The sequence below is a fragment of the Dactylosporangium sp. NPDC000244 genome, from assembly GCF_040300725.1.
Taxonomy (GTDB): Bacteria; Actinomycetota; Actinomycetes; order Mycobacteriales; family Micromonosporaceae; genus Dactylosporangium.
In genome coordinates this window covers 476,857-492,430 of sequence record NZ_JBEPEH010000001.1, presented here as the reverse complement: position 1 = coordinate 492,430, position 15,574 = coordinate 476,857, and the positions used below count along the sequence as shown (strand labels likewise).

The window sequence follows — 15,574 nt, the reverse complement described above, 5'->3', positions numbered from 1 at the left end:
TGTCCGGAAATATCCGCATTTAGCGTCTTTAAAGCGCATGTCGAAGAGCGGGGGATGTCGTGAGGCCGTATGCCGCGGCGGGTTTGCTGGTCGTGCCGGCGGCGATGCTGACCGCCAGCGTCGCCGCCCATCCCGAGCCGCCCGTCTCCCCCTCGTTCGAGACCGCGACGACGAGCGGCGCCGGCCTGCGGGCGGGCGACCTGGTACGCGGCGCCACGTTCGCGACGACCGCCCGCGACCTGGTGGGCTACGACCCGACCGCCGACATCATCGTGACGCAGGCGGACGCGGGCACGGAGCTGACGGGGATCGACGCCCACACCGGCACGGTCCAGTGGCGCCGCCGGCTCGACACGTCCGGCGAGTACGGCACGGTGCTGTGGTCCCAGAGCGACCTCGGCGCGGGTTCGGTGCTGGTCAACACGTACCACCGGGACACGAAGAAGGCCGAGCTGACGGCCCTGTCCACCCGGACGGGCACGGTCCGCTGGCGCATGCCCCTGACCGCCCGGACCGAGGCCATGGCCGCCGGCCCGGCACTCCTGGTCGGCGAGCCGGCCGAGCACGCGTCGCCGATGCGGTGGGCCGACCCGCGCGAGGCCCCGAAGACCGGCAAGTCCGCGAAGTCCGCGACGCCCGGTGCGTCGCGGAGGGGCGCGATCCCGGAGGCGACGTGGGGCCCGCACGCCGCGAAGTCCGCGACCGCGACGCCGACGCCGAAGGCCTCCAAGTCCGCGGCGAAGACGCCGGAGCCGAGCAGCACGGCCCGCAACATGCACGTCAACGCCCAGCCGACCCCCGGCGACCAGAAGACCGGTGACGAGGGCCGCTCCCGCATCGGCCACACCGACGAGGACGCCGCCACGGTCGCGACCCGCTCCGCGCCCGGTGCGGGCACGATCAACGCGGTGGCGGCCGGCGACGGCGGCCGGCTGTGGAGCGCCGAGCTGCCCGAGGGCTGCGACCTGCGCGCCACGGCGGGCGACGGCCGCACGACCGCGCTGCGGCTGGCCTGCACCGAGGACGACCGGCCCGAGGACCGCCTCGAGATCCGCGACGCGCGCACGGGGGCGCTGCGCTCGCGGACCACGATCGACCCGGACGCCGACGACGGCGGGCTGGGCCTGCTGGTCCGCGACGGCGCGACGCTGGTGCGCGGCGCGCGGACCTTCCAGCTCTTCGGCCCGGACGGCAAGCGGCTCGTCCAGCGCGACGGCGACGGCTGCGCCGACTTCTGCGACCTGGCCGTCGAGGGCGACGTGGCGATCGTCGCGCAGTCCGGCGGCAGCACCGACCGCACCGACGGCGCGCTCGAGGCGTTCGCGCTGGCCGACGGCCACGAACGCTGGCGCGCGGAGCGGACCGCGCGGGCGCTCGTGCGCGAGGGCGGCCGGCTCTACGCGGTCGGCCCGGCCCCGCAGCCGGCCCCGTTCACGGCGGTGTCGGGCGTCGGCGAGCACGGCGTCTCCGCACCCTTCGCGACCATGCTCCCCGCCGACGCGGTACCCCAGCGCGGCTCGGCGGTGCTCGTCTCGGACGGGGAGCGCCTGGCGTGGTACCGCATCCGCCCCGTCGAGCAGCCCCCCGGCCACCTCGGCGGCGCCGTCGACCGGCCCGACCCGTGCGCCGTGCTCCCCGCCACCGAGGTCGCCAAGCGCCTGGGCAGGCGGCAGGCGAGCGCCCATCGCGACGACGACACCACGTGCACGTACACGACCGTGAAGGGCCACGACACGCTGCGGGTGCAGGTGCTCTGGGCGGGCGTGGACGAGGCCTCGGCGATCGAGCGGTACGACGTGATCAGGCACGACGACGTCGAGCGCGTCGGCACCGTGATCGTCGCGACCCGCAAGGGCGCCTGACCGGCTCAGAAGTCGTCGTCGATCAGACCGTACGGCGGCTGGTCGGGCCGGCGGGAGTAGCGCACGATCACGTCGGCGGCCGCCGTCGGGGGCGGGGTGTTGTCCGCCACCACGATCTGGGCGCCCACGCCCCGGCCCGCCAGCCAGGCCTCGAGGTGGCTGTAGATCCGCTCGATGGTCCGGCCGTCCTCCAGGTCGCCCAGCGCGCCGAGGTTCTTCTGCGGGCTGTCCAGCAGCAGGAACCCGGGATGCGACGAGCGGGTCTCCCACGCGGTCTCGAACATGGCCAGCTGCCAGGCCAGGGTGATCAGCACACGGCCCCCCGAGGACGCGGCGGTGTAGGGCTCGCCGCGCACGTACGGCGTCAGGTCCTCGGCGAGGTAGGCGTCGGCCAGTTTCGGGTAGCGGAACTCGGCGAGGATCGCCCGGTAGCGCTCGCTCACGCGGCGCACCACGGCCGAGCGGTCCGCGCGCCGGGCCTGGGTGCCGGCCGCGCCCAGCTCGTCGCGGTCCGCCTCCAGCTGGTCCATCATCTGCACGATGCCGTTGGCCCGCCGCTCCAGGCTCTGCACCAGCCGCAGGCCGTCGGCCGCGCGCTGCCGCACGGCGGCCGCCTCCTCGCGGCGGTGCGCGATCGCGTCGCGCTCGGCCAGGAACGGGGTCACCGCGTGCGACGTCGCCGCGTCCACCTCGGCCGCGGCCCGCGACTCGGCGTCCTGGGCGCGCGACGCGGCCGCGCGCAGCCCGGGGATCTCCCGCTCCAGGTCCTCGATGTGCCGGGTCAGCTCGGCGAGGCGGGTCTTGGCCGAGCGCAGCTCGCCCGAGACGTCGACGGGGCCGACCGGGAAGCGGCAGGCGGGGCAGCGCTCGTCGGACGCGACCAGCGCGGCGCCGCAGGAGGCGCACGCCCCCGCGCCGGTCTCGAAGAGGCGGTCGGCCTCGGCGAGCATCGTCCACTTCGACACGTCGTCGGCGTACGTGCCGCGCAGCGGGATCATGCGCTGGAGCTGGGTCTCGCGGTCGCGCAGCTCGTCGGCGGCGGCCAGCGCGGCCCGGGCGGCATCGCGGTGGCGTTCGCGCAGGTCGGCGGCGAAGGCGGTCGCGGCCCTCGCCCGGGCGTCCAAGGCGGCCAGCGACTGGGCGCACGCGGTGAGCTCGTCCTTGGCCGCCTGTTCCAGGGCCTCCAGGTCGAGGCGGGAGCCGACGTGCTGGTCCTCGACGAGCTGCTCGGCGGCCCGGTAGAAGGTGCGGGCCGCGGCCAGCTCGGCCTCGACGGCGCGGATGCGCCGGCCGATCTCGACGGTGTGGTCGTCGTGCACGTCGAAGACCACGTCGACGACCTGGCGCAGCTTGAGGTGCTTGATCGGCACGCTCTCGAAGAGCAGGTCCTTGCCGTCGAGGCGCTCGTTGGGCAGGAAGCACAGCCACATCAGGTCGCGGAAGCTCAGCGGGTCGGCGGGCTCGGTCGCCGTGTCGAGGGAGAGGCGCACGCCCTGGAGCTTGCAGTGCGAGAGCAGCAGGCTCGACAGGCTGCCGGGGTGGCCGGCGGGGCGCAGGGTGTGGCGCACGCGCGGGGCGGCGCCGGGCTCGTCGAGGCGGCCCGCGCGCACGTAGGCGAACATCGAGGGCTCGCCGACGGCGCGCTCGATGAGGTGCGGCGAGCCGGAGAGCTCGACCTCCAGCGTCGCGGACTTGACCTTCGGCGTGATCTCCGGGTGGCGGGGATGGTCGTTGGCGCCGAGGCAGTAGTCGACGAACTCGAGGATCGTGGTCTTGCCGGTGCTGAACGCGCCGGCGAGGACCGACAGGGGCCGCGGGGTGTCGTCGGAGGCGCGGAAGTCGACGTCGTAGTCGCGGTCGTCGCCGTGCAGGCGCAGTCGCCTGATCCGGATGCCCTGGGTACGCAAGCCGATCATGGCACGTCCTTGACTGGGACGGGGAGGAGCCACTGTCGCAGGTTCTCTCGAAGCTTACGACCGCTCAGGCGCCGCAGGCGACGGATGACGATGCGTACCGCTGTGATGTATGACTGAGCATACATCGCCGTGAATCGCCGGGCCATGGTCGCTCCCTCTTCCGTGAGGCGATAGGTGACCCGCCCGGCGGCCGTCACCGCGACGAGCCCCTGCGCGACGAGCGCGGCGAGGTCCTTGCCGAGGCTGAGCTGCGCGGTGACGTACCGCTGGGCGGGGCTGGCGTAGGCGACCGTGCGGTCGTCGAACCCGGCCAGGCGCAGCGCGGTGCGGTCCGGGTCGTCCTCGGCGCGCGCGAGCAGCAGCGGCTGCCCGGCGAGGAACTCGTAGGCGCCGAGCCGCTCGGCGTCGACCGGCTCCCCGGCCGCGAGCAGCACCAGCAGCAGCCGCGCCCGGCGGAACACCGCGAACTCGTCAGGATTCACAGCAGCTCCCGATTCACAGCAGCTCCCGCCAGTGCCGGACCCAGCCCGCCCGCCGCTGCTCGACCACCCGGTGCATGAGCCCGCACCGGTGGACGGCGGTGAGCGACAGGGGAAACCCGCCGGTCGAGCGGATCTCGCGCATCACCGAGGCGTGCAGGCCCGGCAGCGTCGCATCGCGCGGCCACTGCACGACGAAGGAGTTGAACTGGCCTTCCCAGATGCCGTGCACCAGACCGTCGGCCTCGTCCAGCGCGTCGAGCTCCGCGGGCACCCGCTTGTCGAGGATCTCCCGGGCGAGCAGGTCGGCGTTGAAGTACTCCCGCTTGGCCGCGCCGACCTCGGTGTGCCCGGCGGCCCGCAGCTGCCGCACGAACAATGCGCCGTCCAGCGCCGAGTCGTGCTCGGGATCCAGATCATGCAGCGGTACCCGCGGCGCCTGCACCGGCCCCGAAGGCGCGGCGTAGGGATCGTAGAAGTGCCGGCGCACGTGCGCGCAGTCGGGCTTGACGAGCAGGTTGCGCAGCACGTTCTCGTGCCACAGCTCGATCTGCACCCCGGTCTCGCGCTGCCGCCGCGCCCGCCAGTTGTCCCACCACTGGGCGGTGGGCGCGTCCATGCTCGCGGGCACGCAGAGCACCCACTGCGCGAGCCGGTAGCCGTTGCGCGCCGCCGCGGCGACCGCGGAGTCGAAGGACTCCCGGATCTGGCCCTGGTGCGAGCGGGTCACGATCGGCCAGAAGTACTTCGACTGCCAGATCACCACCAGCCCGGACAGCTCGCCGAGGAGGATGTCGATGCCCCAGTCGCCGGGGTTGGCGCTGATCGCCCGCGCGCCCGGGTGGATCGCGGCGAGCAGCATGGCGAGCATCTGCTCGAAGTCGTCACGGGCGCCGGCGATATTGCCGGCCCGCAGCTGGTGGGCGGCGAAGTTGATCGGGGGCTCGCCGGAGGCAAGGCTCGTCGACGCCGCAGTAGCCGTCATCTCCCCTCCGCATCCGACCCCCGAATGGCGTGCTGCTCCGATCCCAAGATTGTCACGCGCAGCAATGTCTCCGCTACCTTGGGCAGAGATTTCACCGAATGTGTCATCACAATTTGTCGAGGTCGATATCGGCGTAGATGGCCGCGTGGTCGGAGCCGGCGTGCACCGCCTTCGTCATGGTGTCGTAGATGGGCCACAGCACGCCGTTGCGCCCGCCCCACACGCCCTTGCGCAGAATGCCGCCGCCGGTCGTCGCCGCCCACAGCGCCGGGGACAGCAGCACGTAGTCGAGCTTGTTCCGCGCGGTGCAGGAGCCGTAGGTGCCGGGCCGGCCGTTGTCGTCGAACGCCGGATGCGCGGACACGTCGCGCAGGTCGGTGTCGTGCAGCAGCGGCGCGAGGGGCTCGCTGTCCGGGGTGTCGTTGAGGTCCCCGACGACGGCGACGAACGGGGTGGCCTGGGCGCGGTAGATCGCGGCGACGCGGGCGGCCTGGCGCCGGCGGGTCGCGTCGGAGGCGAGCTTCCCGCCGTAGCCCTTGCTCTTGAGGTGGTTGACGAGCACGACCAGGGGCTCGGTGCGGCCGGGGAGCACGACGTGATACTCGGGGCAGTCCCGGCTGAACACCCGGCCCCGCTCGTCGGCGTCGTCGACGTGGGTGCGCTGCCCGGCGAGCGGGAACCCGGCGGTGGACATGATGCCGACGTCGATGCCGCGCTCGTCGTTGCCGTCCATGACCTGGATGTGGCGGTACAACCCGCGCAGCCCGCCCTCGGTGAAGCGCTTGAGCGCGTGGCGGCTCTCGGCCTCGATCACGCCGAGGACGTCGGCGCGCAGGTCGAGCATGACCCGGGCGGTGTTGAGCAGCGCCTGCTCGTCGCAGCGGTCGGTGGTCAGCTCGACCCAGCCGATCCAGTCGGCGCGGCCGCCGGCGACGACCTCGACCCGGCCGTCGCGGGCCCGGCGCAGCAGCCGGCCCCGGTTCTGCCGCAGCCGCGCGAACTTCGCCAGATCGCCGCCCCGCAGTCCCAGCTTCGTGAGCTCGCGCAGGATCTCGTGCTTGATCTCGTCGGTGTAGACGGGCTCCTCGAGCAGCTCGCCAGCGCGCGCGAACGCCTCCAGCACCGGCCGCCCGTCCGCCCAGGTCCGCTGGTCCAGCGCCTTGGCCCGGTTGAACAGGTTCTCGACGTTGTAGCTCGCGATGCGCATCGTCCACGAGAGTATTGGTTGATCGTCATCTGCGGATGACACCGTCGCCCGGATGGTCGCCGAGTTCATCCTGGTGTTCGTCGTCCTTCCCGTGGCGTTCGCCTTCGTGAAGGTCCCCGGCGGCCCGATCCCGGTCCTGCTGGTGCTCACCGTCGCGGTGGCGTTCTACTTCCGCCGCGCCCGCGACTTCGACCGGCGGGACCTGTGGCGGCCGGAGGCGCTGCGGCCGGAGCTGCCGCGCATCCTGCGGCTGTGGGCGATCGCCGCGGTGCTGGCGGTGGCGGCCGTGTGGGTCTTCGACCGCGAGCACCTGTTCGATCTGCCGCGGCACAATCCGGGCCTGTGGGCGCTGATCGTCGTCGCCTACCCGGTCGTGTCGGTCTACCCGCAGGAGCTGGTCTTCCGGGCATTCCTGCTGCATCGGTACCGCACGATGCTGCGCGGCGAGAAGGTCGCCGCGGCCGCCAGCGCGATCTCGTTCGGCCTGGCCCATCTACTCTTCGGCAACCCGGTGGCGGTGGTGCTGACCCTGCTGGGCGGCTGGCTGTTCGCGCGGCGGTACCAGCGCACCCGCTCCCTGCTGACCGTCTGCGTCGAGCACGCCGCCTACGGGCTGCTGATCTTCACCGTGGGCCTGGGGCGGTACTTCTACCACGGCACGAACTTCGGCAGCTAGGCCGTCAAGGGGCCGTCACGAGTTCAACGCACCACGCACGATCGCGGCGGCCAGGTCCGCGCAGGACTCCTCCGTCACCGTCTCCGGCGACGCGGTGACCAGCGTGTAGAGGGCGCCGCCGTAGAGGGTCAGCAGCGCCGGCACGGCCGCGGGCGGGATGGCCAGCCCGGCCCGCGCGTGGTGCTCGGCGGTGTAGGCGGCCATCGAGGCCTGCAGGCGGCCGAGGGCGTCGGCCAGCGCGGGGCGGCGCAGGGACTCCAGGTGCAGCTCGAAGATCGCGAGGTACCGCCGCCGCTGCACCGTCGCCGCGAGCCGCAGCGAGCCCGCGATGAGGGTCTCGGCGCCCGCGCCCGGGGTCGTCACGAGCGCGGCGGCCATGTCGGCGCGGTGCAGCTCGGCGACCCGCTCGGTGACCGCGACGAGCAGGGCCTCGCGGCTGCGCAGGTAGTTCGAGGTGGTGCCGGCGGGCAGACCGGCGCGGGCGTCGACGGCGCGGTGGGTCACGCCGTGCACGCCGGCCTCGACGAGCAGCTCGATCGCGGCGTCGGCGATGGCGGCCCGGCGGGTCTCGTTGGGTGGTGGCACGGGGCCAGTCTATGGCACCATCCGTTGTACAACGATCGTAGTGAACCTGTGGGGAGTGCACGATGGAGATCCTGATCGCCGGGGCGGGGATCGGCGGGCTGGCGCTCGCCCGCGGGCTGCTCGCCGACGGGCACGCGGTCCGCGTCCTCGAGGCCGCCGCCGGTCCGCGCACGGGCGGCGCGGCGGTCACCGTCTACAGCAACGGCGCCGCCGCGCTGCACGGCCTCGGCGCGCCCCTGCCCGACGGGCTCGGCGGCCGCATCGACGCGCTCGAGATCCGCGACGCGCGCGGCCGCCGGGTCAGCCGCATGGACCTCACCGTGATGCGGCGGGCGACCGGCTTCCCGGTCACGACCGTCCCCCGCGAGCGCCTGACCGCCCACCTGGCGACCGGGGTGCCGATCGCCTTCGGCCGCCGGGTGGAGTCGGCCGCCCCGGACGGCACCGTGGTCGTCGGCGGCGAGACGCTGCGGGCGGACGTGGTCGTGGGGGCGGACGGCGCCCGCTCGGCGATCCGGGCGGCAATCCGGTCGACCCGGCCGGCCGAGGTGGGCTGGACGACGTTCCAGGGCCTGACCCCGGTGCTCCCCCGGATCGCGGCCGGCCACGAGGGCGTGCTGCTCGTCGGGGCCGCGGGGCTGGTCGGGCTGATGCCGGCCGGCGACGGGCTCACGCAGTGGTGGTTCGACGTGCGCGGCGACGACTTCGACCCGGCCCGGTTCCGGGACTACGCCGAGCCGGTGCCGGAGCTCCTCGCCGACCTCGACGGCCTGAGCTCCTTCCCGCACCTGCTCCACGAGGTGCCGCACGTGTGGGGCGCGGGCCGGGTGACGCTGCTCGGCGACGCGGCACACGTGTTCCCGCCGTCGCAGGCCCAGGGCGCCAACCAGGCCCTCGAGGACGCCTGGGCGCTGCGGCGGACGCTGGCCGGCGACGGGGACCTGCGCGCCTACGAGCACCTGCGCACCATCCCGGTCCGGCGCGTGTCCCGGATGGCGGCGAGCGAGCGCACCAACCGCCCGGCCGGCCCGCTCACCCGGGCCCTCGCGCGGCTGGTCCCCGCGGGGCTGGCCGGCCGCGGCTACGCGTCCCTGATCCGCCGCTGCTCCACGGTGCTGTAGGACAAATGTCCCGCGCGATCCGTGACGCATGGATCGCGACAATCCCCGCCGGGCGCGCGACGATCGACGCATGGGGATGATGAAGAACCTGATGATCGGGTTCCACAAGCGCACCGGGGACAAGTTCGCCGGCATGGACCTGCTCTACATCACCACGGTCGGCGCGAAGAGCGGCAAGGAGCGCGTCTCGCCCGTCGCCCGCTTCGCCGACGGCGACGACGCCTGGCTCGTGGTCGCCTCGAACAACGGCGCGGACCGGCACCCGGCCTGGTACCACAACCTCAAGGCCCACCCGGACCAGGTCTGGATCGAGCACGGCGGGCACAAGCGCGCCGCGACGCCGCAGGAGCTGACCGGCGAGCGGCGCGAGGCCGCCCTCCAGCAGATCATCGCCGCCCAGCCCCGGTTCGCGGGCTACCTGAAGAAGACCTCGCGCGCGCTCCCGGTGATCCGGCTTTCCGTCTAAGTCATTTCCGTCTAAGTCATTTCCGCCTAGGCCAACAGTGCGCGGCGCAGGCGGGGCAGGGCGATCGCCAGCGACAGGGCGCCGAAGGCGAGCAGGTAGACCAGCGACGGCAGCAGCGCGGGCCCGACGTGGCCGAGGGCGGGCTCGCGCAGGAGCTGGATCGCGTGGTACAGCGGCAGCACCTCCACGAACCACTGGACCGGCCGCGGATAGACCGTCACGGGGAAGAACGTGGTCGCGAACAGGAACATCGGCAGCATCACGAGCTGGATCAGCTGGAAGTCCCCGGGCCCGCGCAGGAAGGTGGCCACGGCCAGCCCCGCGGCCGCGAACGCGAAGCCGACGACCGCGGCCCCGGGCACGGCGAGGAGGATCCAGGGCGAGCGGGCGAAGCCGAGCACGGCCACGACCGCGAGGAACCCGCCGCTGGCGACGGCGCCGCGCAGCAGGGCCCAGGCCGTCTCGCCCAGGGCGATGTCGCGCACCGTCAGCGGGGTCGTGACCATCGTGTCGTAGGTGCGCTCGTGGCGGAGCTTGAAGTACAGGCCGAACGCCGTCTCGTTCAGGGCGCCGTTCATGGCCGCGGTGGCCAGCAGGGCGGGCGCGACGAACTGGGCGTAGCTGATGCCCGGGCCGACGCCGGGGACCGCGCCCACGAGCGCGCCGACGCCGACGCCGATCGACAGCAGGTACAGCAGCGGCTCCAGCACCTCGGCGGCGAGCATCGCCCAGGTGTGCCGGTAGATCATGAGGTTGCGCTCGACGAGCAGCAGGGCACGGGTCATGCGAACAACCGCCGGCGGTAGGTGCGGCGGGCCAGCAGCAGGCCCGCGACGGTGAGCGCGCCGAGGTACGCGGCGTGCAGGACGGGCCGCTCGCCGCGGCACAGCTCGGTGCCGTGCCACAGCGGCGTGCAGTAGACGACGTAGCGCAGCGCCGCCGGGATCTGCTCGACCGGGAAGAACACCCCGGAGAACATGTACATCGGCATGATCACGAAGCGGAACAGGGTCGACATCGGCTGCCCGGTCTCCAGCGTCGCGACCCAGGCCGCACACGGCGTGGCGAACGCCAGCCCGGTCAGCAGCGCGGCCGGGGTCAGCCAGAGCAGCGCCGGGGTCCGCAGCGCTGGAAAGCACAGCAGCACGGCGACGAAGCACAGCGCCGAGGTGGCGATCCGGAACGCGATGTAGAGCAGGTGCCCGGCGAGCACGTCGTCCGGGCCGAGGGGCCCGGCGACGGCGCTGCGGTAGCTGCCGCCCGGGCGCACGGCCAGGAACACCGGGCGGGTCGCCTCGATGACGGCAGTCTGCATGGTGGCCGCGGCGAGCAGGCCGGGGGCGAAGAAGGCGAGGAACGCGACGCCGTGCAGGGTGTCGGGGGCGGTGTTGCGGTCCACGAGCCGGCCCAGGCCCGCGCCCATGGCGAGCAGGAACAGCAGCGGGTTGAGGACCGACACGACGATCGTGGATCGCCAGGTGCTGCGGTAGCGCAGCATCCAGTACGAGAACTCGCGCAGCGCCAGGACGCTCACTCGACCAGCGACCTTCCGGTGAGGCGCAGGAACACGTCCTCGAGCGTGGCCCGGCGCACGAGGGCCGCGATCGGCTCGGTATCGAGCCGGGCCAGCACCGCCTCGCCGTCCTCGGCGTAGAACAGCACCCGGTCCGGCAGCTCCTCGACCCGCTCGACGAGCTCGTCCTTCGGCACCGGCGCGCCGGGCGGCAGGCGCAGCTCGAGGACCTCGCGGGTCACGTACCGCTCGATGAGCGCCCGCGGCGAGCCCTCGGCCGCGATCGTGCCCTTGTCCATGACCACGAGCCGGTCGCAGAGCTGCTCGGCCTCGTCCATGTAGTGCGTGGTGAGGATCAGCGTGACGCCGTCCTGCTTGAGCCGGAAGAGCCGGTCCCAGAGCACGTGCCGGGCCTGCGGGTCCAGGCCGGTGGTGGGCTCGTCGAGCAGCAGGATCTCGGGATCGTTCACGAGCGAGCGGGCGATGGTCAGGCGCCGGCGCATGCCGCCGGACAACGCGGCCACCTTGGCGCCCGCCTTGTCGGTCAACTGCGCGAAGTCCAGCAGCTGTACCGCCTTGTCGCGGGCCTGCCGCCGCGACAGCCCGAAGTAGCGCCCGTAGATGAGCAGGTTCTCCTCGACCGTCAGCTCGCCGTCGAGGGCGTCATCCTGGGGCACGACCCCGATGCGCGCCCGGATCGCGGAGCCGTCGCGGACCGGGTCGCGGCCGAGGACGGTGAGCCGCCCGCCGGTCGGCGGCGAGACGCACGCGATCATCCGCATCGTGGTCGACTTCCCGGCGCCGTTGGGCCCGAGAAACCCGAACGCCTCGCCCCGCTCGATGGCGAACGAGACCCCGTCGACGGCGCGCACACCGCCCGCGCCGTGCACCTTCTGCAGCCCCGCAGCCTCGACGAGCACCTCGGTCCCCATGCCCAGCCCCCGTCATCCGGTTACGTGAGGCCGGAAAACTAACACGATTCTCTGCAAAAATCCGACCTCTTTTCTCGGGCCGCCACTCCCCCGCCCCATTCCGGCCGCCGCTGCCCTCAACCCGAACGCCGCAACGCTTAACCGAACCGCCACAACTCCCACTCCATGCGCCGCAGCCCTCGACCCGGATGCCGCAACTCTCAACCGGGCCGCCGCCCCCTCAATCGAATGCCGCAACTGTTCACCGAGCGCCGCGGCGCCGGACCCGCGCGGCGCCTGCCGGGCCGCGTCACTCCGGCCGCCGGGACGAAAAGTCCGACACTTCGTGATCGGACTTTTCGGACATTTCACGATTTTTCCGCATCCCACGAACCGGCGGCGCCGACAAGATCGCGGCCAGATAGCCCGCCGCCCCCGCCGCCAGCGCGAAGCGCACCCCGACACCGGCCAGCAGCGCGCCCAGCACCGCGATCCCCAGCGCACTGCCCACCTGCCGAGCGGCGTTGAACAGCCCCGTGGCGAGCCCGGCCGGCGCCGCCTCGACGACCGCCGAGGTCGCCGCCACCATGCTCATCGAGATCCCGAAGCCGCCGAGCACAAGGCCGGAATCAGCACCGCATACGGCACCCGCCCGATGAGCACCGCCAGCCCGGCCGCCCCCGCCGGCAGCCCGATGAGCATCGAGCGCCGCGGCCCCCGCCCGCGCGTGACGCGCCCGCCGAACCAGGTACCGGCCAGGGTCGCGGCGGTGATCGGCACGATCGCGAACCCGGTCGCGAGGGCGCCGTACCGTGCCTGCTCCTGAAACCACAGCCCGATCACGAACACGGCCCCGTAGTAGGCGAGGTTGATGAGCAGCCCCACGCCCAGCGACCCGGCGAACGCGGGCTCGGCGAGCAGCGCGCGGTCCAGCAGGGGCCGGCGCCCGCGGCGCTCGACGAGCACCAGCGCCGCCGCGGCCACGGCGAACACCACCAGCAGCGCGAGGGGCAGGGGCGCGCCGAGGCCGGAGCGGCCGCCCTCCACCACCGCCGCCGTCAGCGCGAGCAGGGCCACGGCCCCGCAGAGCTGCCCCCCCGAGGTCCAGCGGCGGGCGACTATATGCTGATAAGTCCGAAAAATCCGGCAAGCGAAGCGCCGGATTTTTCGTGACCGAACGATCCCCCGGCACGTAGCGGCGTACGAGCAAAACCGCCGCCACGGTCACCGACACGTTGACCCAGAAGATCGAGCGCCATCCCAGCCCCGCGGTCAGCACCCCGCCCGCCAGCGGGCCCGCCGCACCCGCGAAGCCGCCGATCAGGGCCCAGCCCGCGACCGCCCTCGCCCGGTGGTCGCCATCCGTGTACGTGCTCTGCACCAGGGCCGGCGACGCGGGGACCATCAGGGCCGCCGCCAGGCCCTGCACCGCGCGGGCGGTCAGCAGCAGCGGGAGCGTCGGGGCCGTCGCGCAGGCCCCCGAGGCCGCGCCGAACAGGGCCAGGCCCGCCAGGAACACGCGGCGGGAGCCCCACCCGGTCGCCCGGCCAGCCGCCGGTGAGCAGCAGGCCGGCCACGGAGGCGTGCGGGTCGCGGTCCAGCGCGGGAAGGGGCGACGTTCACGATCATCATGAACCGGCCGAGACCACAGTGCGGCCAGGGGGCGGCGGTCGAAGGGCATCTCCGCGGTATACCTACTCGGTGACGATCTTCGCCGACGAGGCCGTGGAGCGGTTCGTGCTCGGGCTGCGCGCACCGGGGCCGAAGCCGTCCGTCGCGCGGATGCGGGAGGGCGCCGCCCAGCGGGCCCGCGAGCGGCCACCCGGGCCCCCGATGGCCGTCGAGGACCGCGTGGCCGGGCACGTGCCGGTGCGCGTCTACCCGCAGGAGGGCCGGACCCGGATCGTGTACCTGCACGGCGGCGGCTTCGTGCTCGGCGACCTCGACACCCATGACCTGGTGTGCCGGCGCCTCGCCGCCGCGACGGGCGCCACCGTCGTGGCCGTGGGCTACCGGCGCGCGCCCGAGCACGCCTACCCGGCCGCGGTCGAGGACGCGCTCGCGGTGCTCGGCTGGGCGGCCGAGGCCGGGCCGGTCGCGGTGGCCGGGGACTCGGCGGGGGCGTTCGTCGCGGTGCTGGCCGCCCGCCGGGCCGCGGTGCCGCTGGTCGCGCAGCTCCTGGTCTGTCCGCTACTGGACCTGGCGCTGACCCAGCCGAGCGCGGACGAGTTCGGGCTCGGGTACACGCTGGACGTCCCCGAGCTGCGCGAGTGGATCTCCTGGTGGGCGCCCGAGCCGCAGGCCCTGCCGAATCCGCTGCGGTTCCCCCTCGAGGGCATGCCGCCGGCGCTGATCGTGGCGGCCGGGCTCGACCCGCTGCGGGACGGGGCGGTCGCCTACGCGGAGCGGCTGCGGGGCGCCGGGGTCCCCGCCACCCTGCACGTCGAGGCCGGACTCGTGCACAACCACCCGATGTACGCACATTTGGCGCCGGCGGCGGAGCGGGCATATGCCCGGTTCCTGACTGACGCGGCGGCGATTCTACGCTGAAATAGCCGGAGCGGCTTCCCGACAGCAACGCCCGAATCCCAAGGAACGGTTGCTAGGGTCTGCGACGCTCGATGATCCGAACGCTAGGGGGACCGACGTGGGACTGTGGGACAAGGTCAAGGGCGAGTTCATCGATATCATCGAGTGGCTCGACGACAGCCGGGACACGATCGTCTGGCGGTTCCCGCGCTACCAGAACGAGATCAAGATGGGCGCCAAGCTCGTCGTCCGCGAGTCGCAGGTGGCGGTCTTCGTCAACGAGGGCCAGGTTGCCGACGTGTTCGTCCCCGGCACCTACACGCTGCAGACGCAGAACATGCCGATCCTGTCCACCCTCAAGGGCTGGAAGTACGGGTTCGACTCGCCGTGGAAGGCCGAGGTCTACTACGTCAACACCCGGCAGTTCACCGACTTCAAGTGGGGCACGCAGAACCCCATCATGATGCGCGACGCCGAGTTCGGCATGGTGCGCATCCGGGCGTTCGGCGCCTACTCGCTGCGCGTGGTGCACCCGGAGAACCTGCTCAAGCAGCTCGTCGGCACCGACCCCCAGTTCCGCACCGAAGAGGTCTCGGAGTTCCTGCGCCAGCTCATCGTCGGCCACCTCGGCCCGTCCCTGGCCGCCGCGCAGGTGCCGGTGCTCGACCTCGTCTCCCAGCAGCTGCTCATCGGCCAGAAGCTCGCCGGGGTGCTGACCCAGGAGCTGGCCGAGTACGGCATCCAGATCCCCAAGTTCATCATCGAGAACATCTCCCTGCCGCCGGAGGTCGAGGAGGCGCTGGACAAGCGCACCTCGATGGGCGTGCTGGGCAACCTGGACCAGTACTCGAAGTTCCAGGCCGCCAACGCCATGGAGGCCGCCGCGAACAACCAGGGCGGCGCCGGCGAGGGCTTCGGGCTCGGCCTCGGCATGGCGGCCGCCCAGCAGGTGGCCCAGTCGCTGAACCGGCCCACGCAGCCGCAGCAGCCGGGCTACCCGCAGCAGCCGCAGCAGGGCTACCCGCAGCAGCCGGGCTATCCCCAGCAGCAGCCCGGGTACGCCCCGCAGGCCGCGCCGCAGTCGGCGCCGCCGGCCGGTCCCCCGCCGCTGCCGCAGCAGGCGACCTGGTTCGCCGCGATCAACGGCGCCCAGGCCGGCCCGTTCGACCCGAACGCGCTGGCCCAGCAGGTGCAGGCCGGGGCGATCAGCCGGTCCACGCTGCTGTGGAAGAACGGCATGGCCGCCTGGACCCCCGCCGAGCAGATCCCGGAGCTGGCGGGCATCTTCAACTCCGTCCCCCCGCCGCTCCCCCCGATGGGCTGA

At 73.3% G+C, this 15,574-nt stretch carries 16 protein-coding genes and 1 pseudogene; 6 read left to right on the top strand and 11 right to left on the bottom strand.

What is annotated here, in order from left to right:
* The first annotated feature begins 59 nt into the window (after positions 1–59).
* The gene (locus ABT369_RS02355; protein WP_350609782.1) at positions 60–1,862 is read left to right on the top strand and encodes an outer membrane protein assembly factor BamB family protein; all 1,803 of its coding nucleotides are present in this window, start codon (positions 60–62) and stop codon (positions 1,860–1,862) included.
* A gap of 5 nt (positions 1,863–1,867) precedes the next feature.
* On the opposite strand, the gene ABT369_RS02350 is transcribed toward ABT369_RS02355, so the two are convergent.
* The 4 genes from ABT369_RS02350 to ABT369_RS02335 all read right to left on the bottom strand — a co-directional run bounded on the left by ABT369_RS02350 (position 1,868) and on the right by ABT369_RS02335 (position 6,449).
* Positions 1,868–3,778 (bottom strand): DNA recombination protein RecN, encoded by a 1,911-nt coding sequence (locus ABT369_RS02350; RefSeq protein ID WP_350609780.1) that lies wholly within the window; start codon positions 3,776–3,778, stop codon positions 1,868–1,870.
* Positions 3,775–4,260, bottom strand: a complete 486-nt coding sequence (locus ABT369_RS02345; protein WP_350609778.1) for a hypothetical protein — start codon at positions 4,258–4,260, stop codon at positions 3,775–3,777. Before ABT369_RS02345 ends, ABT369_RS02350 begins: the two co-directional genes overlap by 4 nt.
* A 13-nt stretch (positions 4,261–4,273) precedes the next feature.
* A complete protein-coding gene (locus tag ABT369_RS02340; RefSeq protein WP_350609776.1) occupies positions 4,274–5,242 on the bottom strand; it encodes a hypothetical protein in 969 nt (322 codons plus the stop codon).
* A 106-nt stretch (positions 5,243–5,348) separates the two neighbouring features.
* A complete protein-coding gene (locus ABT369_RS02335; RefSeq protein WP_350609774.1) occupies positions 5,349–6,449 on the bottom strand; it encodes an endonuclease/exonuclease/phosphatase family protein in 1,101 nt (366 codons plus the stop codon).
* A gap of 52 nt (positions 6,450–6,501) precedes the next feature.
* Between ABT369_RS02335 and ABT369_RS02330 the strand changes: the two genes are divergently transcribed.
* The gene (locus tag ABT369_RS02330; RefSeq protein ID WP_350609772.1) at positions 6,502–7,125 is read left to right on the top strand and encodes a CPBP family intramembrane glutamic endopeptidase; all 624 of its coding nucleotides are present in this window, start codon (positions 6,502–6,504) and stop codon (positions 7,123–7,125) included.
* A gap of 15 nt (positions 7,126–7,140) precedes the next feature.
* Here ABT369_RS02330 and ABT369_RS02325 read toward each other — a convergent pair whose 3' ends face one another.
* Positions 7,141–7,710 carry a TetR/AcrR family transcriptional regulator gene (locus tag ABT369_RS02325; RefSeq protein WP_350609770.1) on the bottom strand — a complete coding sequence of 190 codons (570 nt, stop codon included), beginning with the start codon at positions 7,708–7,710 and terminating at the stop codon, positions 7,141–7,143.
* 62 nt (positions 7,711–7,772) lie between these two features.
* Between ABT369_RS02325 and ABT369_RS02320 the strand changes: the two genes are divergently transcribed.
* Both ABT369_RS02320 and ABT369_RS02315 read left to right on the top strand, forming a co-directional pair.
* Positions 7,773–8,831: an FAD-dependent oxidoreductase gene (locus ABT369_RS02320; protein WP_350609768.1), complete on the top strand. Its 1,059-nt coding sequence runs from the start codon at positions 7,773–7,775 to the stop codon at positions 8,829–8,831.
* Positions 8,832–8,901: 70 nt separating this feature from the next.
* Positions 8,902–9,297, top strand: a complete 396-nt coding sequence (locus tag ABT369_RS02315; protein ID WP_350609766.1) for a nitroreductase family deazaflavin-dependent oxidoreductase — start codon at positions 8,902–8,904, stop codon at positions 9,295–9,297.
* A 26-nt stretch (positions 9,298–9,323) separates the two neighbouring features.
* Here the strand turns inward: ABT369_RS02315 and ABT369_RS02310 are convergent, their stop codons facing one another.
* The 6 genes and pseudogenes from ABT369_RS02310 to ABT369_RS02285 all read right to left on the bottom strand — a co-directional run.
* Positions 9,324–10,082, bottom strand: a complete 759-nt coding sequence (locus ABT369_RS02310; protein WP_350609764.1) for an ABC transporter permease — start codon at positions 10,080–10,082, stop codon at positions 9,324–9,326.
* Positions 10,079–10,831 (bottom strand): ABC transporter permease, encoded by a 753-nt coding sequence (locus ABT369_RS02305; protein WP_350609762.1) that lies wholly within the window; start codon positions 10,829–10,831, stop codon positions 10,079–10,081. Before ABT369_RS02305 ends, ABT369_RS02310 begins: the two co-directional genes overlap by 4 nt.
* Positions 10,828–11,742, bottom strand: coding sequence for an ABC transporter ATP-binding protein (locus ABT369_RS02300; protein WP_350609760.1), 915 nt, complete (start codon positions 11,740–11,742; stop codon positions 10,828–10,830). Before ABT369_RS02300 ends, ABT369_RS02305 begins: the two co-directional genes overlap by 4 nt.
* 289 nt (positions 11,743–12,031) lie before the next feature.
* Positions 12,032–12,316: a hypothetical protein gene (locus tag ABT369_RS02295; protein ID WP_350609890.1), complete on the bottom strand. Its 285-nt coding sequence runs from the start codon at positions 12,314–12,316 to the stop codon at positions 12,032–12,034.
* Complete coding sequence (locus ABT369_RS02290; protein WP_350609888.1) at positions 12,313–12,798, bottom strand: MFS transporter; 486 nt, start codon at positions 12,796–12,798, stop codon at positions 12,313–12,315. The genes ABT369_RS02295 and ABT369_RS02290 overlap by 4 nt, the downstream gene beginning before the upstream one ends.
* An 85-nt stretch (positions 12,799–12,883) precedes the next feature.
* Positions 12,884–13,402: pseudogene (locus ABT369_RS02285) on the bottom strand (MFS transporter); the annotation flags it as partial.
* 20 nt (positions 13,403–13,422) lie between these two features.
* Here ABT369_RS02285 and ABT369_RS02280 point away from each other — a divergent pair.
* Positions 13,423–14,271, top strand: coding sequence for an alpha/beta hydrolase (locus ABT369_RS02280; protein WP_350609758.1), 849 nt, complete (start codon positions 13,423–13,425; stop codon positions 14,269–14,271).
* Between the two features lie 97 nt (positions 14,272–14,368).
* Complete coding sequence (locus tag ABT369_RS02275) at positions 14,369–15,574, top strand: SPFH domain-containing protein (RefSeq protein ID WP_350609756.1); 1,206 nt, start codon at positions 14,369–14,371, stop codon at positions 15,572–15,574.